Genomic DNA, 25,968 nt, shown 5'->3' with positions numbered 1-25,968 from the left:
TTTTAATCGGCTTTTAATTATCAGCGACTAGCTACAACACCCTTCCGGGCGTGGATTTTCCCAATGATCCACTGGCCTATTTTTTCACCCGCTGCCTGACCGTTCATGAGCGATGAGCGGTAGTGAATACCCCCGTATAACCGGCTGATAGAGGCTTCGTTTGCGGCATCCTTAAACGACTTATAGGTACGAACTCCGTGGCCGTATTTAAACTCTGTCGAGTCCGTGAAGGCGATGTTGTCCCCAATCAGGTTTGTGAGTACGGTAGCTGCGGCTGCCGTAATGGTACTATGCCCACTGGTGTATTCGGGAAATGGGGGAGTTTGCAGAAAGGGCGTCCATTTAGGGTCCATGTATTTGTTAATAACCGTTTCGGGCCGAATCATCCGGCTACGATATTTCTCGTCCCAGCACGAAATAAAGGCATCGCTGAGGGCAAAAGAGGTTAACGCATAGGCCTCAACAGCATGCATCATAGTTAGTTTTTTCTGACGGGCAACGGTCTCCGCAATAGCCAGCCAATGGCCGCCCGGCGTCATTTTTTTACTGGCAAACATGACGTGTCCGGCCACGTTCATCACGAAAGCATTGTCGTCCCAGAAATAAGCAATGTCCTGCTGCTGCTTATCCATCTTCTTCCCAATTTCATACACCTCATCCACTTCCTTTTTATAGGGGCTTCCGGGGGCTATGGTGTACGGATATGGGCGGGGCGGCTTGAACTGACTACAGGTATCCATGGCCCAGCAGCGTATTTTGTTCCATTGTGGCTCGGCAGCGTCCATATAGGCCGGTGGTGTTGGCACCCAGGTACCTTCCTCGTTGGTAACCGTGTGCTTGAAACCACGCGTTTCTTTATACCCATCTTTGGCAGCGTAGTCCAGTACGTGTTTGGCCACAGCTTCCCCGTACGCCATGGACCGGTCGTAGACATCATCGGGTACGCCATCCTTTTTGTACTGCTCGTAAAACGGCTTTTCAAACTCATCATAAAAGTCGACCGAAAACGTCAGGGCACGGGCGATGGTCAGGAAAGCGTGCGTACTGGCCAATGGAAAGCAGTACTCTTTCCCGGCTTCCGGTTTAGGGCTGGCCTGGAATCGTTTTAATTTACCGCCCATCGACTCGTATTGTGGGTCGAACGGAGTGAGGGCTTCGTAACCCGCCAGATTGGCGTAGGAATAAATGCGGCTGGCAACGGGGGGCGAAAAAATATCATGAATGATGACATCCGTCAGTTTATTCAGAGCCGCGTTGTAGTATTCAACGTTGGCAGCTTTGGCGTTGTATTCGGCTGGTGTAGCTGATTTACGGCAACTGGTTAGTCCAACTGCCAGCAGCATGAGTGAACAGCCAAAGCGAATCGTATGATTCATAAAATTTAGAGACAAGTTAGAGGAGAACCCAACTCAAATAAGGTTGGTCAGTGCTGACAAAATTAACGAAATTTTCGGGGTAAAAATAAGCGCTCAGCCTTGCTTACTTCACGAGTAAGGGTTTAAAAACCTGCAAGCCGGCATCGTTTCGGGCTACCACTACCAGCGTTCCCTGAGCGGTGCGAACAGAACGGATATCCCGGATTTCACCATTGAGCAGAAAACCGGAATCCACCGGCGACAGGGTACTGAAATTACCTTTGCCATCGTTGCGTAATACTAGTCCGTAACTGGCATCATATCGCCCCTGATAGGTACTGACACCATAAAAATTCCCTCCGCCCAGTACGTCCAGGTCGCCATCGTTATCGATATCCATAGCCTTTAAGGCAAAAAGCTTCGATACCTGAGCCATCATGGGTAATTCATGAACAACAAACGTTGCCTTGCTGCTCTTTCCCCCCTTATTCTCCAGATAAACGGAAGCGAATTGATTCACGGTGTACTCACCAGCTCCTTTCAACTCAGCATCGTTGAGTACGGTACTCAACGGTTTCCCGGCAAATGACACATAATCAGTGAACCGCTTATTGATAATCCCCGGCATCTGCTTACCCAGTTCATCTTTAAATGCCAGCGGGTACCACTCCTTGCCACGATTGTACGCCAGTATCTGTTCGGTAGTCTGGTTATTATCGATGTCTTTTACCCACATCGCCAGTTGTGAATCGGGCGTTTTACGCAACTTGGTATTGGTTCCGATATTACCCGCTATCAAATCTATATCACCATCGCGGTCAAAATCGGCGGCAATGATGCGTTGAAAGAAGCCGCTCAGTGGCGTTTCGTCAGCAACAAAATCCCTTACTTCGGCGAACCTGCCATTGGTATTGGCAAAAATGCGGATGGGCATCCAGTCGCCCGCTACAATCAGGTCAATATCTTTATCGCCGTCATAATCAACCCAGACGGCGTCCGTTACCATACCGACTTTCCGCAAACCTGCTGCGTAGTTGTCAGTCCTGTCGGAGAAGTGCCCTTTGCCATCGTTAATGAGCAGGTACGAGTTAGGTGCTTTCCCGTAACCAAAACCTACCACACGCCCCCCCACGAAAAGGTCCAGATCGCCATCCTGGTCAATATCAGCGGGCCGGACACAGCTCTTATTGTCGTACATGGGTGGTAGTGCATTGGCAGCTCGATTGAAAGTGCCCCGGCCATCATTCAGGTAGAGCCGGTCGAACTGTTCGGGCATTTTATTGTAAAACTCATTCCCGCCGGTCACTACATACAAATCCAAATCCTTATCGCCATCGGCGTCGAAAAGAATAGCATCAACATCCTCGTAGGTTGAATCCTTCAAAAAATCGGGTTGAACAGACGGGCTAAACTTGCCCCCTGGTTGCTGAATCAGTAAACTTCCAGCCTGCCACTTAGCCCCGCCAACGTACATATCATCCAGTCCATCGCCATTCACATCCCCAACGGCCAAATGTGGCCCTTCGGTAGAGACTTGAAACGGCATGAGAGGTTCCCGAACGTAGTCGAAGTAATCTTTATTCTCGTGGTGTCGGTATGGAACGGAGTCCGCTTTTGATACGTCCGTGAAAAGCAGTTGTCCAGCCGGGTGGGTATATCGGTACGAAGTCCCATCCAACAACGCGTCGGTTTGTTTGAGCGTCAGTAATTGATTGACTTTTTGCTTCGTTCTAATTTCCATGCGCTGGTTTGGCCAGATTACAATCAACGAATCAATGATCGTGCGTTTCCCCAGTCCGAAGAGAAGTTCGGGCGCTACCGACGATTCGAAACCTCTTGTAGGCATCAATTGCTGCACCTGGAGTGAGTCGCCAGCGTACTTTATAATAACCTTCGCCCCCACGCCAAACGTATTGGGGGAATCACCCTTGAGTCGAACGGTTAGGTGGTTATTATCAGGAAAGAGTTTGTTCGCATCATTCTGGTACAGTCCGGCGGGAGAATCAATGTTGTTGGTAATTAAATCCAGATCGCCATCATTATCTAAATCGGCATACACAGCCCCGCTTGAGTAGGTTGGTGTTTCAAAGCCCCAGGCAGTCGATTTATCCTCAAAGTGGAGAGACTGCGTGCCCCGATACAGGTAATTATGGACTTTACCATCCGGCATTAGTTTGATGGCCCGGTCGTCCAGCGACTTCGAGGTCTCCATGGCATACCGTAGCGAATCGTCGGCGGCAAACTTTACGTAATCCAGGTTATTGGGTCGATGGACAATACCATTACTAATAAACAGGTCTTTGATACCATCATTATCATAATCGGCCAGCAGGGGTGCCCAGCTCCAGTCGGTAGCGGCTACGCCCAGCATAGCCCCAACATCCATGAATTTTTGCCCCGATAGACTTAGCTGCAGGCAGTTCCGGCTGTATTGATTCATATAGCCAAACGCCTGCTTATACAGGTAGATATCCAGCGGGTCTTCGCCCAGCGACGACTTCTCAATCGTTTCGTCTTCGGGGTACATATCGAGGGTAATGATATCGGCAAAACCATCATTATTGACATCGCCAATATCGTTGCCCATGGAGAAGCGGCTAGTATGCTGAAAGTATTTCTTCCCACTCTCCGTAAACGTACCATTATGGTTGTTGAGGTAATAATAATCGTCTTCGTGGAAATCGTTGGAAACGTAAATATCCTCCCAGCCATCGTTGTTAAGGTCAGCCACCGAAATGCCCAGGCCATAGCCCATAGGAGCACCATAAATACCGGCTTTTTCACTAATATCGGTAAATCGGGCTATTTTTCCGGCTGGTGCTTTTCCTTTTTTCGATACGAGTTGATTCTCGTATAGGTAATCACCTGATTCATTGTGGCGCAAATTACGGGCGGTTACGCGGTCGTAGCTACGCGACGTGTGCACGGCATGATTGAGCAGATAGCAGTCCAGGTCACCATCGTGATCGTAGTCAAAAAAGGTGGCCTGGGTTGAAAATCCGGTAAAATCCAGGCCGTAGTCGGCGGCTTTTTCCGTAAAAGTTGCGTCACCATTGTTGATGTAAAGCTCATTTGCGCCCTCAAGTCCCCGAAAATTACCAACAGCACAAACGTAAATATCCAGCAGCCCGTCACCGTTAACATCTGCCATTGTGGTGCCTGTTTGCCAGTCGGCAAAACCCTCAACACCAGCTTTCGCGCTGATATCCTCAAACTTAAAATTCCCCTTTCCTGGCGTGGACCGGTTCAGATACAATTTGTTCTTGCCCTGATTGGAAACAAAGTATAAATCAATCAGACCATCATTGTTGATGTCACCCGCAGAAACGCCCCCACCATTGTAGAAATACAGATAATCGAGAATATTAAGTTTTTCATCAGGCAGCAGCTTATTGACAAATCCAATGCCTGTTTGGGTTGAGTCAAGCGTCTGAAATAGTTGTTTCTCTGATGTAAAAAATTGACAGCCTGTCATCGCCAACAGGCCAGTGATCAGAATAAAAGAAATACGTTTCATTTATAATGGATAATGTAAAATGAATAAGAAATAATACAGGGTGGAACGTGGCTTCGATACCACTCTGCATTATTCTTTGGGCATTAAAAATACCTGCGCCTGATCATTATTTTTAGCCAGGATAAGTTGCCCCTGGGCGAGTTGCGCCAGATGTCGAACCTGACCACGCACGAAGAAACCAGACACAGCCGGGTTAACCGACTCATACTTAATTGCACCACCCGAAGCCTTACCCACATTCCGCAGGACAACACCATAACTGGCATCATAGCGACCAATTTCTGGCAATACATCCAGGAAGTTGCCCGTCATAACCAGGTCGGTACGCCCATCGTGGTCGTAATCTGTAAATACAATACCACAAACGGGTGAGAATTGGGCGGCATTTGGCAATTCCTGAAAAGTCAGACTTCCGTGGCCATTGTTAATCAGCATTGCAGTTGCGCCGGTAAATGCCTGCTTCACCACCGCCTGTTTCAACTGATCTTCATCCAGAATCTCGCTGATCTTTTTACCGGCGTAATCGTTAAACTTCACAAATTTCTTTTTAATACTGGGCATCTCTTTTTGCAGATCATTCTTGAGCACCATCGGGTATAATTCACCCGTTTCATCCGCGCAATTGATAATTTGTTCTACTGTACCGTTGTGATCAAAATCACCCACGTAAAGTTCAGCAGGCGTTGTCTGGGTAGCCCGAATCCGGGAATTCAGGCCCAGATTACCAACCGCCAAATCCAAATCGCCATCCCCATCGGCATCACCAGCCGTGATACAATTCCACCAGCCGTTGGTTTTCAGGACTTGTCCATGAACATCCTTAATGGTTAGTTCGGGGTTCTGACTCAACCTACCACGCTTGTTTTCAAAAACATGGATGGGTGCCCAGTCGCCAACCACAATTAGTTCGGGGTATTTATCACCGTTCAGGTCAGCCCAGATAACATCCGTCACCATACCTAACTGTTCTACGTCGGGTATGAATCGTTTTGTATAATTCTTAAAATTACCGGTCCCGTCATTCGACAGCAGGTAGCTGGATGGATTTCGTCCATACTGACCGGGGACGAGTCGACCACCCACAAACAGGTCAATATCCCCGTCCTGATCAAAATCCCCCGCTGCCACACAGGAGCCACTTTGTTTCAGACTGGGTATGCCCGATTCCGAATGCGTAAAATTACCTTTGCCATCGTTTAGGTACAGGTGGTCCAATAGTTCATCGGATTCTGCACTGAACTCATTGCTACCGGTAACGACGTATAAATCCAAGTCTTTATCGCCATCGGCATCAAAGAATACGGCATCCACTGCTTCCGAGGCCGTATCCTGCTTCATTACAGCGGACGTTTTATCCAAAAATCGTCCCGTTCCCGGTTGCTGTACAAACAGGTATCCTGCATGACCACTGGCCCCACCCAAAAACACATCATCCAGCCCATCGCCATTCACATCGCCCGTTGCCAGGGCTGGCCCCTGGGTAGAAAATTGCTGCTTGAGTAGGGCATCCCGGTTATAATCCACAAAATTGCTTTCGGTATGCTGGAAATTTAGCCCTGATACAGCCGTGTAATCCCGAAAAACAGGCTTTTCTTGAACAACGGCTGGTTTCCACACCTGCGCTGCATCCGTTTCGCGGAGCGTTAGTATCTGGTTTGCCCGTGGCTTACGCACAGTCTGCATTCGATCAGTTGGCCAGACAACCACGAGCGAATCAATGGTTGGATTACTACCCAGCCCAAACACCATGTTCAGATCAACCGAGGATTCAAAACCCCGATTTGGCATTTGCTGCAGTAATTGCATTTCCCCGGCCTGATAGACCAATACCCGAGTACCAATGGCATTTTTATTAAACCCTGCTCCTTCCAGTTTTATTTTCAGGTAGTTGGTTTTATGCTTCTCAACCGATAGGTTTTGATAAATAGCTACCGGTGCGTTCATGTTATTCACAACCAGATCCAGGTCTCCATCATTGTCCAGATCGCCATAAGCCGCCCCATTCGAAAAGCTCGGATCGGCCAAGCCCCAGTCAAACGCTTTATTCTTGAATTGAACGTTCCCTTCGTTATGAAATGCATAATTGGGCAACGGTTCAGACGATGCTTTATCCAGAAACTCTTTGAAATTGAACTTGCGCTGCCGGGCAATCTGCGCCATGTTTTCCCGATCAGCCAGAAAGTTGACAAAATCCTGATCTGTTACGTCTTTAGCGATGCCGTTAGCGACAAAAATATCTTTACGCCCATCATTATCCATATCAAAAATCAGGGCACCCCAGCTCCAATCGGTTGCTTGCACACCGGCAAACCGGGCTACATCACTAAACGTTGGGAGGCCGTTATTGCCGGGCTGATTTCCCTGGTTCAGGTGCAGCATATTCTGCATAATCTGATAGTGGAAATCGCGGTCAACTTTTATCTTCTCCAGGTCATGCCCTTCAAACGTAGACGTTTTTTTCAACCGTCGGTCGTTGCCAGGAAGCATGTCCGTTATGAAAATATCGAGTTTACCATCGTTATTGACGTCGGCCACATCAGCCCCCATCGATGATAAGCTAGTGTGGGGCATTGCCTCTTTTATAGACTCCCGGAATGTACCGTCGTGATTATTGATGTACAGGTAATCGCGTTCATAGAAATCATTGGAGATGTAAATATCCATCCAGTTATCGTCATTCACATCGCCAATGGTAATGCCCAGGCCAAAGCCAATCAGGCTTCCGTAAATACCGGCCTGTTCCGATACATCAACAAAAACAGTCGCCGTTTTCCCATTACTCTTACTATTCTCAACGGTCATGTTCCGGAAGAGCTTATGCCCCCCCAATGAATCCCGCTGCGCCCGTAAGTTGGCATAAGCCAGGCGCCCAACGGGCATAAAACTGTTATTGAGCAAATACATATCGAGATCCCCATCGCGGTCGTAGTCAAAGAAAGCCGCGTGGGTGGAATAACCCCGATCATTCAAACCATATTCTGCGGCCCGCTCTGTGAAGGTGGGCACCCCACTGGCATCATTGCCATTATTGATGAAGAGTTCGTTGGCCCGGTCGTCGCCATCACGATTGCCGGCGTTACATACATACAGGTCCAGCCGTCCATCCCCGTTTACATCAGCAAAGGTTGCTCCTGTGCTCCAGGCTCGTTTCCCGGCCACACCAGCTTTGGCAGTAACATTCTCAAACTGAATTTTACCGGTGCCGACGGAGGTTTTGTTCAGATACAGTTTATTATCGCCCATGTTGGCGATCATTAGTATATCAGAGAGTCCATCGTTATTTACATCGCCAATGGCTACGCCCCCGCCATTATAGAAATTCCGATAATTGAAGATGTTAAAATCCTGGTCGCCGGTAACGTTATTGGCAAAATCGACGTGGGTTTCATCAGGTAACAGCGTTCGGAACAGTGGGTCTGAAGGGGTTTTCGGCTTTGACCGGCAACTGGCTATCAAGCCAATTGCCAGGATTATTAAACTAATACGCATTAGTACAAGTACATGAAAAATAAATCGAATTCGCAGAGCGAAGGGCAGAAAACAGTAATGCCTGATTTGATTAATAAGGGACTACAAATGTAACGAATTATAAAGCCTGGTTAGTCCATTGGTGGTAATTAATTAGCTTTTAATCAGCTCTTAAACAAAAAAAGCAAGCCTGAAAAGGCTTGCTTTTTTATACGCATAAAGTGGCTATTAATAACCCGGATTCTGTTTCAGAGTTGGGTTGAGTGATAGCTGATCCTTTGGAATTGGGAAGAGCGTTGTATGATTGTCCGCTTCAGCATCTTTAAAGCGCCAGGCTTTGCCGAACTGTCCAAAACGAATCAAATCCTGACGACGGTGCATCTCCCAGGCCATCTCCCGACCACGCTCGGCCAGCAGTTCATCCATGGTGATGGTTGTGTAGGCTGGCATACCAGCCCGTGCGCGGATGATGTTCAAATCGGGCAGGGCGGCCCCCATGTTGCCTAACCGCATATTGGCCTCGGCCCGCATCAGGTACACATCGGCTAAACGATAGATGACAAAATCATTATCCTGATCTGTATAGGTATTGTTAGCCTGAATCTGGTATTTCTGACTCCGGGCACCGGCTAAGCGGCCAAATGCTCCGCCATCGAAAGAAAATGATTCTACTTCGGGACGGAATACCATTGGCAATGCATCGTCTTTTAGCGGGGTACCGTCGGCTTTATATTGCTGACCTACAATCCATTGCTTTTTACGGACGTCTTTGTCATCGAACGAGTTATAAAACTCCGTTACCGTTGCCCAACCATTCCAGGGAGCCGTACCTAAGTTGTAAGTCAACTGGTTCAGGTAGTGCAGTGTCTTCATCTGAACGTTAAACCCACCCCGTTTTGACTTGTCAAACGGAGTTGCCAGAATAGTTTCCGGCGAGTTCTGATTCTGGGTGGAGAAGTTACTCAGGTAATCGCCCGAAATCTGGAATTTACCTGATGCAATAAGACTTGTACAGCGTGTAATAGCATCAGCCCAGCGGGGGGTGCCCGTATAAACCTGTGCGTTCAGGTACATTTTGGCCAGAATCATGTCGGCCACATATTTGTTCATACGGCCATAGTAAGCACCACCCGATACATCACTCAAATCGGGATAAACGGCCAGTAGTTCCTTTTCAACAAAAGCGAATACTTCAGCCCGGGTGTTTTGCTTGGGTGTAGCCGTTCCTACGGCATCGGAGATGATGACATTGCCAAACAAATCCATAGCCTGATAGTGGAAAAACGCCCGCAATGCCCGCAACTCAGCCTTCGTCTTGGCATCCGTAATGGTGCCTAACTGCTGGTTGATACTGGTGATGTTGTTGTAACACCAGGTCCAGGGACCATTAAACTGACCGTTGTCCGTAATAGGGTTCCAGGTATGCTGATACAGCCGTTTCCAGTTGTCGCCGTCTTTCCAGTCACCACCGCGTGTCGGTACAATCTGCTCGTCGGTGGTAGTGTTCAGGTTAGACATGTTACCGTAGTAGTCACCCAGGCCATTGTAAAGTGGGCCAATCAGAGCCGCTGCCTGACCGGGCGTACTGCCAAACGTGCCGCTGGTCGGGATAACCGAATAGGTGGTTTCCGACAAATCGGTACAAGCCTGACTGGTCAGCAACAGTGCCGAGCAGCCAAGAAGCAATTTGAAGTTTATCGTATTCATAGAAGTTTTTGATAATGAATCAATTACAGCGTTGTTTTATGCAACATTTACGCTGTGTTAACTGAAAAAGTTTTCACAAACCGGATATTTTTTTGAACAATACCCGGTTTGTGAACGAAACTCGTTTAGAAGGTCAAATTAAGGCCTAACTGGAACGTGCGCGTTTTAGGATAAACGACATTTCCGTACCCCCCCCCATCTAAACCAACTGCATTAGGTGCCTGCTGAACGACGCCACCAGAGTTTTGCAAATCAGCTTTTACCTGTAATTCGGGATCAATGCCTTTGTATTTGGTAATGATGAACAGGTTATTACCACCGGCATAAATCCGGGCATTGGTGATGTACTTGCTGGCAGGCAACGGAATATTGTAGCCCACCTGCCAGTTGTCGAACCGAACAAATGAACCGCTCTCTAACCAGTTAGTCGATAGTACGTTTACACTGTATTTAGCAGGCAGGTCTGTTACGCCTTTCAGCATATTGGTCTCCAGAATCGAACCCGGAATAAGCAGATTCGACCGTACGGCATTCAGAATAGTATTACCAAACGTTCCGCGTAACTGGAAATATACATCGAACCCTTTATAGCGGAATGTATTGATAAACGACGCATTCAGGAATGGCTGTGGATTTCCCTGTTTCAAAGGAGAACCGGCTGCAACAGCCGCAGCCGCATCGGCTTTCGACACATCTGTTACTGGCGTGTCGCCTGTAGCGGCCTTCAGCAGTGGTTGGCCATCAGCCGAATAGTTTCCGGTAAACGTTGGCACGTTATTGAATTCTCCTAGTGCCTGACCAGGTGTTAAATAGGATGCAAATACGTCGGACAGACCGCGACCATTAAAGGGATTAAAACGAACCTGGCCATTGCTGAACTGATCATTTGACAGCGAAACAACCGTGTTTTTGTTGTAGGCCCCTACAACCCGCGAATTCCAGGAGAAATTGTCTTTCTGGATTACGTCACCACCAAAGGCCAGTTCAAACCCACTGTTCCGCATCGAGCCTACGTTGGCCAGAATCGTGTTGGTAAAGTACGTAACACCATCGGCAGGTACTGAATACGGATAAAGCATGTCTTTCGTCAGCTTATTGTAGTATTCAACCGTACCGGAGAAACGACCACCCAGCAACTGGAAATCCAAACCAACGTTAGCCGTCGATAGTATCTCCCATTTTAGGTTGGGATTAGCGTTCTGCGTAATACCATAACCCGGCAGGAAGTCACCCAGCGAGCCATCGTAGTATGTACCTTTTTGACCGTACAACTGAATGGAATTGTACGGATTGATACCCTCGGAGTTACCCGTCAGACCATAGCCAACGCGAAATTTGAGGAAGTTGAGGGTGTTGCCCTTTGGGAAGAACGATTCGTTTGATATTGTCCAGCCTGCACCAACCGATGGGAACATACCCCATTTATTGTTAGCGCCGAATTTAGAACTACCATCCCGGCGCAACGTTGCCGTTACATTATACTTGTCGTTCATGTTCACCGTTGCCCGACCAAAGAAGGAAATCAGTTTGTTCTGATTACGGTATGACGAGGTGTAGTTGTTGCCTGGGTTGACAATAGTACCGGAGCCTAAGCCCAGATTGCTGAAGTTGATGTCGGGCGTTACAAAGCCGGAGTTAGCCGCACCAAAACCATCGCGGTCAAATTGCTGGTACGAGTAACCTCCTAACAGCGAAAAGTTGTTGTTCGGATCACTACCAAAACCTTTGGTATAATTGGCAGTCAATTCCAGCAACTTGTTATTGTCTTCCGAGAAGTTCCGGCTTGCCCGACCATTACCGGCAGCATACGCCTTAATAGCTGGGTTGCTGTAAAAGTTGTTAACGGTGTTGTCCCGCTGAATCTGTCCGTTAACGCCTACCGTTAAACCGTCCAAAATTTCGTAGCGCAAGTTCATACCCCCCTGCAAATACCGCTGAACGCCATTATTAATGATGTTCTCCTGCATGGCTACCGGGTTGAACAGGTCAAAACTACCGCCTACTTCGTAATAAGACCCATCGGGGTTGCGAACGGGCAACGTGGGCAGGAACGTAACGGCCCGGCCGATGATACCACTGTCATACTTCTTGTTCGTTTCAGAATAGGATAGGTTGTACTGAATGTTCAAGCGGTTATCAAAGGCTTTCTGATCCAGATTAATGCGGCCCGTTATCCGATCCAGTCCTGTATTTTTGATGATACCGTTCTGATTGATGTAGTTGACTGAACCCCGGTAGCTGAATGTGGGTGAGCCTCCCGCAATAGCCAAATCGTGATTGTTGACGATACCATTCTGTGTAACCTGCTTGGTCCAGTCGGTATTATAATTTCCATCTGGAAAACGCTGCTTGTCAGCTAATGAAGCCGCCCCCTTGATTTGAGTAACAGCATCTCGGTATCCCTGTGCGTCCAGCATATCATACTGCCTGGAAATGGTAGATACACCCACATAGTTGTTAAATGATACCGTTGTTTTGCCTGCCTTACCGCGCTTGGTGGTAATCAGGATAACGCCGTTAGCAGCCCGTGAACCATAGATAGCGGCTGCCGAGGCATCTTTCAGTACATCCATCGACTCAATGTCGGAAGGAGAGATGGTGTTAATGGGTACACCAATCATACCATCCACTACATAGAGTGGATCAGAGCCACCAGCCAGCGAGGTATAACCCCGCAGGCGAACAGTCGGCTGCGTATTCGGGTCACCGGAGGGGGATGTGATAACCAGACCCGCTACTTTACCCTGGATAGCCTGCAACGGGTTGGGGTTTACCCCGGCGTTGAAGTCCTTCGATGTTACCTGCACTACTGAGCCAGTCAGGTCTTTGCGTTTGGCAGTACCATAGCCCACCACTACCACTTCTTCAAGGGCTTTAGCATCGTCAGCTAATTTCACATCCACTGTAGTACGGTTACCTACGGCTACTTCCTGTGAAGCATAACCGATGAAACTCAGTACGAGTGTTGCATTGGCAGGTACGTCGCTCAGCGAAAACGACCCGTTCGCATCAGTATTGGTACCGCGTTGGGTGCCTTTAAGCTGAACACTTACACCAGGTAAAGCAGAACCCGTTGGGTCAGTAACTTTTCCGGTAACCGTGCGGCCCTGCGCCCAGGCAGTAGAGTTACTCAATAGCAGCACCATTGCCAGTATGGAGAAAAAGCTGAATAATGCTTTCTGCCCGATTAACTGGGGCTGGAATGACCCAACCTGCCCTACGTTGCCACCGAAGCGGTTAATTTTGTAGGATTTGTTCATCATAGGTTTAAAGTAAAAATTTGGAAATAGGTTATCAATTTGGTTAGCGTTCAGAATAGTACTATCCTTCGTTTTTTTAATACTACTAAAGGAAGAATATAGTTTAATTTTTATAAAACTTTAGTAGTCTGAGAGGAATTTATAGAATCTAAACCTGAACCATTTAGCGAATTACAGCATGTTAAAACAAAAATACAAATGCTCTGAGGTTAAAAATTGACTGGTTGCTGTCAAAATCGTATCATAATATTCCTTAAAAAGAGTAAAAAAATTGAACTATTTCCTTGCCGGAAATATACAAAAATGTGTAATACTATTAATAATCAACAAGTTAAAGAGAAAACTTAACTTAGAAAAATTATAAATTTTCCAATAAAAGCTAACTATTTTTTATGGCTACCGCCTAAAATTTGCAGTAATTACATTTAATTTTGCTCACTAATTTTTTTCGACTGAAAATCGGTCAGTGTGCTTCCATGGGTATAGAAACGCTTAACGCTTTAGCTGATAAACTAGCAGGTGATCTCTTCTTTGACACTACTCACCGCACCCTGTATGCAACCGATGCCTCTGCCTATCGGGAAATGCCTGCTGCCGTGGCTATCCCAAAAACGGTTGATGATTTAAAGGCACTTATCCGGTTTGCCAGGGAGCACAGAACATCCCTTATTCCGCGCACTGCCGGTACGTCTCTAGCCGGGCAGGTAGTGGGCAACGGTATTGTGGTTGATGTGTCCAAACATTTCACAAAAATCCTGGAAATAAACCCTGAAGAACGCTGGGTGCGGGTGCAGCCTGGTGTTATTCGCGATGAATTAAATCAGTTCTTAAAGCCATACGGCCTATACTTCGGTCCCGAAACCTCCACGGCCAACCGGGCCATGATTGGCGGTATGGTGGGCAACAACTCCTGCGGCTCCAACTCCATCGTGTACCGGGCCACGCGTGAACATACCCTGTCCGTAAAAGCAATATTAGCCGATGGCAACGAGGTTGAATTTGGGGCTATGAGCGGCTGGGATTTCACCAAATCGGTAAGCGAAGCCAGTCGTCGAAACGGCACCGCTACAGTATTCGACAAGATCATCCTGAAAACAAATGCGATCCTGTCGGACTCAGATAACCAGCTGGAAATCCGGCGCAACTTCCCCAAGAAGTCAATCGAGCGACGAAACACAGGCTATGCCCTGGATACTCTGCTCGACATGCAGCCGTTTACGGCAGATGGTGAGCCATTTAATCTGGCGAAGTTCATTGCTGGTTCGGAGGGTACGCTTTGCTTCATGACGGAAATCAAGCTGAATCTGGTACCATTGCCGCCCAGGGAAAGCGGCCTGGTCTGTGTTCACTGCCACTCCATCGACGAAGCCTTACGGGCCACCCTGGTAGCGTTACCGTACAAACCGTATGCGGTCGAACTGATCGATGATATTATTCTGGAACGGGCAGCAACGAATCCTGAACAGCAGAAAAACAGCTTTTTCGTCCAGAAAACTCCGACAGATCATTTCCCCATTATCCTCGTAGTCGACCTCTCACGCGATACAAGAGAGGAAATCGAGCAGTTGGCTACGGCCATGGAAGCCGACATGCAGGCGGCTGGCCTGGGATATCATTATCCGTTGCTGTTTGGCGACGATACCAAAAAAATATGGACCCTTCGCAAGGCGGGACTGGGCTTGCTGGGCAACCTGCCGGGCGACGAAAAAGCCGTAGCGGTCATTGAAGACACAGCCGTTGACGTAGCCGACCTGCCCGACTATATCCGCGACTTCAATGACATACTGACCAAACACAAGATGCACGCGGTTCACTACGCCCATGCGGGTTCGGGTGAGTTGCATTTGCGTCCTATCATCAACCTCAAAACAGAAGAAGGACACCGGCAGTATCGGATGATTGCGGAAGAAATTGCCACGCTGGTTAAAAAATACGATGGTTCGCTATCGGGCGAACATGGTGATGGGCGACTGAGGGGTGAGTTTATTCCGCAAATGGTGGGCGCACACAATTATGAATTGATGCGTCAGATAAAACATACCTGGGACCCGGAGGGTATTTTTAACCCCGGCAAAATTGTAGAAACGCCCCCTATGGATACGTTTTTACGGTACGAAGCCAATCAGCAAACGCCCGATTTCCAGACGTACTTCCGCTACAACGACCAAAACGTACTCCAACACGCCGAGCAGTGCAACGGCTCGGGCGATTGCCGTAAAACCGAGGCATCCGGTGGCACCATGTGCCCCAGTTACATGGCCACCCGAAACGAGAAAGATACGACGCGGGCGCGGGCTAACATTCTGCGCGAAATGCTGACCCATTCTCCGAAAGAAAACCGGTTTGACCACGAAGAAATCAAAGCGGTTTATGACCTCTGCCTTTCCTGCAAAGGCTGCAAGAACGAATGCCCGTCAAACGTAGATGTGGCCAAGTTGAAGGCCGAATTTTTACAGCATTATTATGATGCTAACGGCATTCCGGTTCGCTCCCGACTGATTGCCAACTTTGCCCGTTTATCATCACTGGCATCACTGGTACCCTGGGCCTGGAATGGGGTACTTGGCACTCCCTGGCTTCGGCGCATAGCGAATCGGGTGGTTGGCTTTCACCCCGAACGGACTATGCCGTTGCTGGAAGGCACTACGCTTGAAAATTGGGCTAAAAAGCGGAAACCAGGCTTCCAGGGTACCAGTCCAACGCGTATGTATCTTTTCTGCGATGAGTTTACCAACTACAATGATGTACAGGTTGGGCAGAAAGCGATTCAGCTTTTTGAGCGTCTGGGCTATGAAGTCATTATTCCCAGGCACGGGGAAAGTGGCCGGGCTGCCCTCTCGAAAGGTATGCTGAAGTACGCCAAAACCCTGGCCGAGAAAAACGTGCGACTCCTGAAAGACGTTGTAACGACCGAAACGCCCCTGGTGGGCCTGGAACCATCGGCCATTCTCACGTTCCGGGATGAATATCCTGACCTGGTCGATGAATCACTGGTAGCCAGTGCCAGACATCTGGCCCAAAACACCCTGACCTTCGAAGAATTTATAGCGCGGGAAATGGAAGCGGGACGTATCCGACCCGATCAATTTACGGACCAGAAGCGGCTCATCAAGCTTCATGGGCATTGCCAGCAGAAAGCAGTGTCCTCGCTGGTACCGGGCAAAAAAGCCTTGTCTTTACCCAAAAACTACACGGTACAACTGATTCCATCCGGCTGTTGCGGCATGGCCGGTTCATTCGGCTACGAAGCAGAACACTACGAGGTATCGATGAAAATTGGGGAACTGGTTCTTTTTCCCGCTGTTCGTCAGCAGCCCGATGATGTCATTATTGCGGCACCGGGCACCTCGTGTCGCCATCAGATTAAAGATGGCACCTCCCGTAAAGCCAGCCACCCGGCAGAGATTCTGTTTGCCGCTTTGGCATAGGCCAGCAGGCAGGCAGACATTTTTTCAAAAAAAGAGTGCGCCCTTCCGCACAGGTATTTATCCTTTTGTTAATGCCATACCAACCAAAATGGTATGCTGGTCTACTACGCCCTAATTTCTATTCAGAAGGTAGATTATAATTTCATCAATCCATCAAAAACAGTTCATATATGGCATAAATATTGCTCAACTTACCGCAACAGTTACAACATCAGAACAATCGTCAATCCGTAGTCTTTATGAAAAATAGTTACTGGCTGTTGTGGCTGGGTATATTCCTGCTGTTTTATAGCTCCGTGGCAGCTCAACGCCACAAACCAATTCCCGTTGAATGCGCTGTTCCTACCCTCACCACTGCACAGCGGCAGATTCTGGAGCAGCAAGCGTATGACGCGCTCATCGCGAAAAAAGGCACCAACGCTACTTTTACGTCCATCACCTATGTACCCATCCGACCGCACATTCTTCGCAAAAGTGACGGAACGGGCGGCATGTCGCTTGCCAGTATCAATCAGGTTATAGCCATTACCAACACGTATTATCTACTCAACGGCTACGGCATCCAGTTTTACCTGGCCGGTACTGCTCCTGACTATGTTGACAACGATGCGTACTTCAATAGTTATGACCCTGCCAATGAAGATGCCCTGGCAGGTAGTCGCGACGCTACCAATGCCCTTAATCAGTATTATGTCAACAATTTTTCGGCGGGCATAGGTGGCTACGCCTACTATCCGGCCAACGATATTTATTCTACCCGTTCATTTATTCTGAATGAAGATTACAACCTGGATGATATGGGTAACCGGCTCGTCCCGCATGAGTTAGGGCATACGTTCAATCTGATCCATACCTTTGGTGATAACAACGGTACCGCAGGCACAACAGAGCTGGTAACCCGGGGTGCGGGTGCTAACTGCGCAACAACGGGCGATCTGCTTTGCGATACACCCGCCGATCCATACGGGAAACAAGGGGCCAATCTGATTAATGACGCGAACGGCTGTCCGATTTATAACCCCAACAGCACAGCGCGGGATGCGAACAATGCGCTGTATTCGCCGTCTGTTCAAAATATAATGTCGTATTATTTTCCCTGTACGCACAATTTCACCGCAGGGCAATATGATCGTATGCAAGCCGGACTGGCCCTTCGCCAGTCGCACACGGCCTATAGTTTAACCTACCCCCCCACGCTGGTATTACCACCCAGTAACGTGGTAGCATCTTTATCCAATAACCAGGTTAAGGTAACCTGGCAGGATAATGGAACGAACGAAATGGGCTACTTCATTGAGCGTTCCCTGTCTCCCTCTACCGGTTTTGTATTGATTGGGGGCGTTGGACCGAATACAACGACGTTTACCGATACAAAAACGACTGCTTTCACTACATACTACTATCGGATTAAACCGTCCAACTCTACCACCACGGGCCTAAGTCCAACTGCCAGCGTTACAACGGCGGCCTGCCATCCGACTTATGGTAGCAGCGGTTGCAGTGCTGGTGATGGGCTGAATGGCTTTGTCCTGAACGGGGTTGTACTAAGTCAGAATTCTGGTTGCTCTACGAGTGGTTATAGTTCCAGTACGGCAATCTCAGCCAATATATCTGCGGGCAATTCCTACACATTCACCGGAACCCTTTTAACGACAACGGAGCAAGAAGGAGTAACCATCTGGGCAGACCTGAATCACAATCATGCTTTTGAAGAAAGTCAGGGCGAATTGCTGTACCAATCACCCATAGTATCCGGCCAGTTTTCCGGTACAATGACCTTACCAGCCAGCCTTAGCCTAGGCAAACTGGACGTGCGAATCATCGTTGCTTATAACGTTTTCCCTAAAAACCCCTGTGGCAACTATAATTACGGAGAAACCGAGGACTATGTACTTAATGTAGTCGGTACCAGTGACCTGAGTCTGTCATTACAAACCAGTAGCCGAACAGTGGCGGTAAATCAACCCGTTAGTTACTCGCTAACCATCCGTAATGATGGCCCTTTCGACGCAACCGGTATTCAGTGGCAAAACAGACTCCCTCCTAACTTAGCATTTGTTAGTGCCAGCACAGGCGTAACCGGCTCATCAACAGCGGTAAATGGCACGAATAGTATCTCACTGGCTGCTGGTCAGGCAACTACAATTTCCTACCTGCTTCGACCTACGCAGCCGGGCGTTTACAGTAACGCAGCTCAAATTACGACCAGCGACCAGTTGGATCCCGACAGCCAGCCCGGTTCCGGCACGGGCGATGGGCAGGACGATGCCGCTACAGTGGATATACGAACACCGGATAGTAGCACCGCTGTTACGGCTGTTTATAGCTCGCCCAATCCGAATCAGACTCCCCTGCCGCCCGTCTTGTCCAGTCAACCCACTCCCGACCCGGCCAAAGCAGACCTCTCACTGGCAATGACGGTTGATAAACGAACATCCAGAGCAGGACAACCGTCAACATTTACGATTACGATTGCCAACGCAGGTGGAATAACGGCATCAAACATCGTGGTGCGGGATACTTTGCGGGGGCTTGCCTTTACTTCCTCTCCCACCGGTATGAGTATTGTATCCGGCGGAATTGGCTTCACGATTATTGAAGGGAAAGTAGCTTCACTCGCAGCAGGGACCGCTACCCAGTTGATTTTTGTTGCATTAACGACAACGACGGGCTCTCTCCTGAACGGAGCTCAAATATGGTCTGCTGATACACCCGACCCAGATTCAACCCCCGGTTCAGTAACGCCAAACGCTAATAATTTCAATGGCGAAGATGACGTAGCCCTGATTGATTTACGCGTGGGAACACCTTGACAGTACCGGTTGCTAATGACCAAAGGGCCACTGCTTTCGGAACTGTGCGGAGATCAAAAAAGCGATGATGCCCAGGCCAATAACCGACAGCCCCGACAGCATAAACGTCAGGCCGGTGGAGAAAAAAATGAATAGCCATATACAAATGACCAGCACAACGGGTAAGGGGTAAAGAGGCATTCTAAACGGGAACTCATCGGCAGCTCGCCGACGGTGAAGCAGCAGTAACCCGATGGCCTGCCCAACAAACTGCACCACAATTCGCATAGCCAGGATAGCCGTAATCACATCACCAAGGCGGAAGAATAAACTAAATACGAAACCTAATCCTCCCAGCAATAGTAGCGATACGTGCGGAAAATGGCGGGTTGGATGCAGGCGGGCGAAGATTTTAAAAAACTGCCCATCTACGGCAGCCGCATAAGGTACGCGTGAATAGCCCAGCAGCACCGCAAACAAGGAGGAAAAAGCCACCAGTAATACCAATACGGTTGCAAACTGAGCAGCACGGGGACCATACAATGTTTCGACAAACGTACTAACGATGAATTCACTGTTTTGGGCAGTTTGCCAGGGCACTACACTAACGACGCTCAGGTTCATCAGTAAATACAAACCCGCGATACCAACAATAGAGATAAACATGCTGGCCGGTATGTTGCGGGCGGGTTTCTGAATTTCACCACCCAAATGACAAACATTGTAGTAACCCAGGTAGCAGTAAATCGTTTTGACAGATGCCTGCCCCAAACCAGCTGCCAACACTCCGCCACTAACCGACCCAATCGAACTGAGTGTTTCAGACAAGGGAATCTGAGCATTACTCAGGCCACCAATAATGATCCAGCCCAACGTAAGCAGTACAGCCCCCCACATGATCAGCCCTATTTTGCCGATCGAGTCGATTTTCCGGTAGAGTAACGCGATAATTATCAGCACAACAATACCCGAAACGGCTTTACGCTGCCACTCCTCCAGCGGCAACAGGTAAGAAGCGTACTGGGCAAAACCAATGGCCCCCGAAGCCACAACCAGCGGAGCCTGAATAAGCGTTTGCCACACATACAGGAAAGAAAGTAACCGCCCCCATCGCTGTTCGCCGTACGATATTTTCAGAAAATTATAGCTTCCACCCGCCTTCGGGAAGGCAGCACCTAACTCAGCCCACACAAACGCATCGACCAGCGACACGACCGCACCCAGCACCCAGGCCCATAAAAATAGAGAACCACCCAGTGTTTTGATGACTAGAGGAAGTACGACGAACGGCCCGATACCGACCATGTCGATCATGTTCAGCGCGGTACCCTGCAACAGCGTCAGCCGACGTGGTAACTCCGCTGCCGGGGATGAAGAATCAGGAAACTGATCAGGGGGTATAACTGGGTTCAATAGCGTATTGACTAGTAGGGCGAGTTTGGCAAATACTGCTTTTTTTCAACGGTCATAATGGACTTAAAAGTTCGGCCCGTCAATGAGCTGACTAAACAAAAATGCCCTGCGATCCGGTGATCCGCAGGGCATTTTTGTTTGTTTTGTAATCGTAGTATCAGTTTTGACCGGGCTGGCGATTCCACCGGGCTGGCGATTCCACCGGGCTGGCGATTCCACCGGGCTGGCGATTCCAGAAACCGACACCGTAGGGTAGGGATCAGTTCATTAACTGATCGAACGTTAGGCTAACGTAGTACATAGAACCAATACTGGGATTTCCCCAGGATTGCGTGTAGAGCTTACCCGTCAGGTTAGTACCGCCTATTTTCAGGATCGACTTGATACCCGTCAGTTTCTTGCTCAGTTGTGCATCCAGTGTACTATAGGCCGGAATAATCGTTTGTTTACGGGCAGTTGCCTCCGCATTGGCAAAGCTCGACTCCCATAGGAACGACTCCTGCGCACGGTACACTATATTGAAGCCAATACCGGTACGGGCCACATCCCTATTACCGAAAGACAGGTTGTACCGGTATTTAGGCGTGTTGAAGAACGTGACGAAACCCGTTGGAATCTTGTCCTGGTCGATCAGGTAGTTCGACGATACGTTGGCTCCAATCATGTAGTTGCCGGGCAATACATAATCGACACCAATGGCCCAGCCCGCATTTTTCAATTGCGTGGGCGAATTGACCGGGTAAGAATACACGGTACGGGTAGAACCACTAAGGAGTTGAAGCGTAGAAACGGGGTCCGTCAGCGAAACGGGATTCTTACCCTGAACCACTATTTCGCTACCCAGGAAGTTCAGGAACCGGTTGTAGTAGTAATAGGCATCGATGAATAATTTGTTACCCAGTAAGCCCTTGTAGCCCACCTCATACGTTTCTACCCGCTCCGGATCATAACCGGAGTTTCCCGATGATTTCAGCAATCCAAGTGCCTGCGGCAAGGCGGCCGCCCCGCCCTGCTGTAGTGCCGCTCCGAAAGCCTGTACCGACTGCAACGTGTAAACCGGGCTACCGCTAAAATTATACCGCTGTTTCAGGAAGGGCAATCCGCCAATCAGGTGGTAAGATGGGGTATTCAAATCGATGTATTGGTCCTGCGTCGTTGGGATGCGGAAACCGCGCTGGAAAGATGCCCGGAAATTATGCACTTTCGCCAGCGTCAGTACCGCCGAAAAACGCGGACTGATCTGCGCCTTGAAATTCTGGTTTTTATCGTACCGAACCGATCCCGTTAGTTTCAATATGTCAGCTATCGTTTTTGAGGCCTGAACATATGCGCCATACTCATCAATGGTAAACTCCTTACCACTGTCATCACGGGCAAACAACGTACCTTCTGAGTTGAGCGCATACCGACGGATATTCCCCCCGACAATCACCTCAACCATTTTGGGGTTGATTTCTTTGCTGAAGTTGTACATAAATTCACCGTGATACAGGTTCGTTTTATCCAGGAACTTAGCCCCTACTCCCTGCGCGTTCCCCGGAATAGGTCTACCCGTTACGGCATCGAAGGCCTGCTGGAAACCAGGTGTCCCTGGCACAAGCCGGCCCTGGTCGGCGGCCTGCCGGGACGCATCCAGCAGGGCATTCTGCTGGCTACTGGCATACGCATTAGCGGCAGCCAGTGCAGCAGCCGGTGCCTGACCGGAACCCAAAGCCGTGAGGTAGGCCCCGGCATAGCCCTGGAAGGCGTTTAGTCCGTATGCCCCGAAGTAAGTCGGAAACCATTTAGCCGCACTACCGCTCCAGGCTTCGTTTATACCCTGCCCCAGCGTGGCCGTTGCGTAGGCATCACCTGAGCGCTCCTGGGTCGTGTAGGCACGTACAAAGAAATTCGACCCGCGCAATTCGAGTTTGTACTGCCCCAGTTTGAAGCCTTTGATATAATAGCGGTCAGCGCCGGTATAAACGGTTGTTCCGGTACCCCAGTTGGCCTGCACAATGGCCTCTACATTATCATTTAGCCGGTAATGCACTGCCCCGTTCAGTTTCAGGTTTGTAGCATTGTAGTTGACCAGTTCATTCTCGGCGTAGCCCGTCCGTGAAATGTTCAGGTTCGGGATAATGTTGTTGAAGATTTGCTGCGGTGTCAGGCCCGTCAACTGCGGCAGCGTGGCATTTCCAGCCTGCGGAATCTGGGTAGTGGCAATAGCCCCCAACAGAGCTGAGGTTCCATTGGCGCCCGTTCCGGGGGCTCCATTCCCGTATAAATTCGAGTACAAGTTTGCACTGGCATCCCCATAAATATTGACCCCATCATAGCCAGGATTGTTAGCGAACGTACCGTTTTCGAGCGTTTTACCGTTCGAAAAACTCTGGTCGCGGTAGTCGGTAGCCTGCCAGTCCTTGGCGGTCAGGTATGAAACGCCCACCTTAAAGGCCAGTTTATTATTGAACGCTTTGGCATAGCGGAATGCCGCATCATAGAAAGGTGTCGTTGCGGTAGTGCGGTTACTGGCGCTCATTACGCCTGCTTTGGCGTAGGCGCTGACACCCTGGTATAGAAACGGGCTTTTTGAGGTCATCAGCAGCAAACCGTTGATGGCATTAGGTCCGTATAACGCAGAAGCCGCACCGGGCAATAGCTCCACACTTTCCAGATCCAATTCGGATACCCCTGCAATGTTGCCGACCGAAAAATTAAGCCCCGGCGCCTGGTTATCCATCCCATCCAGTAGTTGTACCACCCGGGTATTCCCATTGGCACCAAACCCCCGCACGTTAACCGATTTAAAGGTTAGGCTCTGGGTACTCATATCTACCCCTTTTATGTTCTGCAGCGCATCATAAAACGTGGCCGATGGGGTAGATTGGAACGAACGAATATCCAGCCTTTCTACCGATACCGGCGATTTCAGCACACTTTCCTCCACCCGCGAGGCCGATACTACCACTTCCTGCCCCATCAATACCTGCTCTTTCAGGCTTACATTCAAGTCTCTCCGGTCACCATTGATAACAAATTCCTGGGTTTGAAACCCAACTCCAGAAACGGCAATGGTAAAAGGCGTTGGCGTACTGGTAGACAGCGAAAAGTTACCCTTCTGGTCCGTAATGGTACCGATAACTTTCCCTTTCACTGCAATGCTAATCCCGGCAAGTTCGTCGCGTTTAGCCTCGTCGGTGACTTTGCCGGCTATCTCTGTCTGAGCCAGTACAGCAGTACTGAACAGGATAGAAATTCCCAGGAAGAGCATCGAACAGGTAATTAATTTTTTCATAAAAAGTGAGAAAAAGATAAGTGATGTAACTCTTGGTTACTTTGACGATAAAAATACGGATAAGTCTGAGTTTTGTGCAAAAAAATCTTTCCATTAATAAATTTTTTTTCGACCTTAATCAGGTTTCCCAGGGGTTATTCTGGTGTTGGTACGTATTTACCACCAGCATGAAAACTGTATAGTAATCAGGTGTTCAGGGAGAGCTTGCCCATAGTCTTACAGAAATAAATACTCAATTTTCATATTTCTCTTAGTCCACTAGTAAATTTTGGCGCATATACGCTTCTATATCAGACAATTTCCATAACAAAAATCTTTATTCGACATGGCAAACGATTCAAATCAGGAACGCCGGGAGTTTTTGAAAACGTCCGGCCTGCTTGCAGGCGGAGCTCTACTAAGCACCCTACCCTTTAGCACAAAAGCCGCCGGTTATCATTTTTCGGCCAATGATACGATTAAAGTGGCCCTCATTGGCTGTGGAGGTCGTGGTACAGGAGCCGCTCAGCAGGCTCTCAGTACCAAGCAGAATGTCAAAATCGTGGCTATGGCCGATGCCTTTCGCGATCGTCTGGACAATGCCTACAAAGCACTGACGGAACGTGGGGCAAAAGCGGCTGATGGCACACCGAAAGTAATGGTGCCGGAAGATCATAAATTTGTCGGTTTCGATGCCTACAAACAGGCTATGGCTTTAGCGGATGTTGTCATTCTGGCCACCCCTCCGGGCTTTCGTCCCAGCCATTTCGAAGAAGCGGTGCGGCAGGGTAAGCACATATTCATGGAGAAACCCGTTGCCACTGACGCGCCCGGCATTCGACGGGTACTGGCCGCAGCCGAAGAAGCAAAAAAGAAGAAACTAAACGTCGTAACGGGCCTCCAGCGACGGTATCAGTCCAGCTATCGCGATATGATCAGCCGCATTCAGGATGGCGCGCTGGGCGATATTGTGGGTGGTCAGGTTTACTGGATCAGTGGCGGTGTCTGGCAAAAGCCCCGCCAGCCAAATCAAACTGAAATGGACTACCAGATGCGCAACTGGTACTACTTCAACTGGCTCTGTGGCGATCATATCAACGAGCAGCACGTTCATAACATTGACGTAGCGAACTGGGTGAAAAATGGCTATCCAGTATCCTGCCAGGGAACCGGTGGGCGTCAGGTTCGGACCGGGAAAGACTACGGCGAAATTTTCGATCACCACATTGTCGATTACCTCTATGCAGACGGAACAACCATTAACAGCCAATGCCGCCACTACGAGGGAACCTACAGCCGGGTGGATGAATTATTTCTGGGCACCAAGGGTAAAGTGGAAGGTATTGAAAAGAAAAGCAGTGCCCTGATGGGCTATAATGGCCAGCCGATTCACACGTACGATGCCAAGAAAGATGGCAACCCGTACCAGATTGAGCACGATGAACTATTTGAGGCTATTGCCAAAGGAGAGTATAAATTTGCCGATGCCGAACGGACTGCCAAAAGTACCCTGACTGCCCTCATGGGCCGTATGGCTACTTATTCCGGCAAACCCGTGAAATGGGAAGAAGCACTGAACTCACAAATTGATCTGTTTCCCACTACGCTGGCATGGGATGCAATGCCCAAAAGCCTGCCCGATAAAGATGGATTCTATCCAATTGCCGTTCCGGGCAAAACAATAGCGGTGTAAGTTTAAGAAGGTATAAGCGAAAAGGAGGTAAACTATTATTAATCAATAGCTTACTTCCTTTTTCTTTTTTGTCTGTTTC

General features: G+C 49.0%; 10 protein-coding genes. 3 read left to right on the top strand and 7 right to left on the bottom strand.

What is annotated here, in order from left to right; genetic code table 11:
- Window positions 1-20 precede the first annotated feature (20 nt).
- The 5 genes from B157_RS0116820 to B157_RS0116800 form a co-directional block, all read right to left on the bottom strand.
- On the bottom strand, window positions 21-1,376 hold the full coding sequence (locus B157_RS0116820) for a vanadium-dependent haloperoxidase (protein WP_026308755.1): 1,356 nt from the start codon (window positions 1,374-1,376) through the stop codon (window positions 21-23).
- 103 nt (window positions 1,377-1,479) lie between these two features.
- Entirely contained in the window at window positions 1,480-4,872 is a 3,393-nt protein-coding gene (locus B157_RS0116815; RefSeq protein WP_020604475.1) for a VCBS repeat-containing protein, read from the bottom strand.
- 69 nt (window positions 4,873-4,941) lie between these two features.
- Window positions 4,942-8,361, bottom strand: coding sequence for a VCBS repeat-containing protein (locus tag B157_RS0116810; protein WP_020604474.1), 3,420 nt, complete (start codon window positions 8,359-8,361; stop codon window positions 4,942-4,944).
- A gap of 207 nt (window positions 8,362-8,568) precedes the next feature.
- Complete coding sequence (locus B157_RS0116805) at window positions 8,569-10,047, bottom strand: RagB/SusD family nutrient uptake outer membrane protein (RefSeq protein ID WP_020604473.1); 1,479 nt, start codon at window positions 10,045-10,047, stop codon at window positions 8,569-8,571.
- Window positions 10,048-10,172: 125 nt separating this feature from the next.
- Complete coding sequence (locus B157_RS0116800; RefSeq protein WP_020604472.1) at window positions 10,173-13,310, bottom strand: SusC/RagA family TonB-linked outer membrane protein; 3,138 nt, start codon at window positions 13,308-13,310, stop codon at window positions 10,173-10,175.
- A gap of 473 nt (window positions 13,311-13,783) precedes the next feature.
- On the opposite strand from B157_RS0116800, the gene B157_RS0116795 reads away from it, so the two are divergent.
- Both B157_RS0116795 and B157_RS0116790 read left to right on the top strand, forming a co-directional pair.
- Window positions 13,784-16,735 (top strand): FAD-binding and (Fe-S)-binding domain-containing protein, encoded by a 2,952-nt coding sequence (locus tag B157_RS0116795; RefSeq protein ID WP_020604471.1) that lies wholly within the window; start codon window positions 13,784-13,786, stop codon window positions 16,733-16,735.
- A gap of 239 nt (window positions 16,736-16,974) precedes the next feature.
- A complete protein-coding gene (locus tag B157_RS0116790) occupies window positions 16,975-19,548 on the top strand; it encodes a GEVED domain-containing protein (protein WP_020604470.1) in 2,574 nt (857 codons plus the stop codon).
- 12 nt (window positions 19,549-19,560) lie between these two features.
- Here the strand turns inward: B157_RS0116790 and B157_RS0116785 are convergent, their stop codons facing one another.
- The gene (locus B157_RS0116785) at window positions 19,561-20,940 is read right to left on the bottom strand and encodes an APC family permease (protein WP_020604469.1); all 1,380 of its coding nucleotides are present in this window, start codon (window positions 20,938-20,940) and stop codon (window positions 19,561-19,563) included.
- A 259-nt stretch (window positions 20,941-21,199) separates the two neighbouring features.
- Window positions 21,200-24,217 carry a TonB-dependent receptor gene (locus tag B157_RS0116775; protein WP_020604468.1) on the bottom strand — a complete coding sequence of 1,006 codons (3,018 nt, stop codon included), beginning with the start codon at window positions 24,215-24,217 and terminating at the stop codon, window positions 21,200-21,202.
- A gap of 325 nt (window positions 24,218-24,542) precedes the next feature.
- Between B157_RS0116775 and B157_RS0116770 the strand changes: the two genes are divergently transcribed.
- Window positions 24,543-25,889 (top strand): Gfo/Idh/MocA family protein, encoded by a 1,347-nt coding sequence (locus B157_RS0116770; RefSeq protein ID WP_020604467.1) that lies wholly within the window; start codon window positions 24,543-24,545, stop codon window positions 25,887-25,889.
- Window positions 25,890-25,968: the final 79 nt, after the last annotated feature.

This window comes from Spirosoma spitsbergense DSM 19989, assembly GCF_000374085.1.
Taxonomy (GTDB): domain Bacteria; phylum Bacteroidota; class Bacteroidia; order Cytophagales; family Spirosomataceae; genus Spirosoma; species Spirosoma spitsbergense.
This window is presented reverse-complemented; position numbering and strand designations above follow the sequence as displayed.

Coding starts and splice junctions, on each gene's coding strand:
- B157_RS0116820 (WP_026308755.1), bottom strand. CDS start 1,376: ATGAATCATACGATTCGCTTTGGCTGTTCACTCATGCTGCTGGCAGTT.
- B157_RS0116815 (WP_020604475.1), bottom strand. CDS start 4,872: ATGAAACGTATTTCTTTTATTCTGATCACTGGCCTGTTGGCGATGACA.
- B157_RS0116810 (WP_020604474.1), bottom strand. CDS start 8,361: ATGCGTATTAGTTTAATAATCCTGGCAATTGGCTTGATAGCCAGTTGC.
- B157_RS0116805 (WP_020604473.1), bottom strand. CDS start 10,047: ATGAATACGATAAACTTCAAATTGCTTCTTGGCTGCTCGGCACTGTTG.
- B157_RS0116800 (WP_020604472.1), bottom strand. CDS start 13,310: ATGATGAACAAATCCTACAAAATTAACCGCTTCGGTGGCAACGTAGGG.
- B157_RS0116795 (WP_020604471.1), top strand. CDS start 13,784: ATGGGTATAGAAACGCTTAACGCTTTAGCTGATAAACTAGCAGGTGAT.
- B157_RS0116790 (WP_020604470.1), top strand. CDS start 16,975: ATGAAAAATAGTTACTGGCTGTTGTGGCTGGGTATATTCCTGCTGTTT.
- B157_RS0116775 (WP_020604468.1), bottom strand. CDS start 24,217: ATGAAAAAATTAATTACCTGTTCGATGCTCTTCCTGGGAATTTCTATC.
- B157_RS0116770 (WP_020604467.1), top strand. CDS start 24,543: ATGGCAAACGATTCAAATCAGGAACGCCGGGAGTTTTTGAAAACGTCC.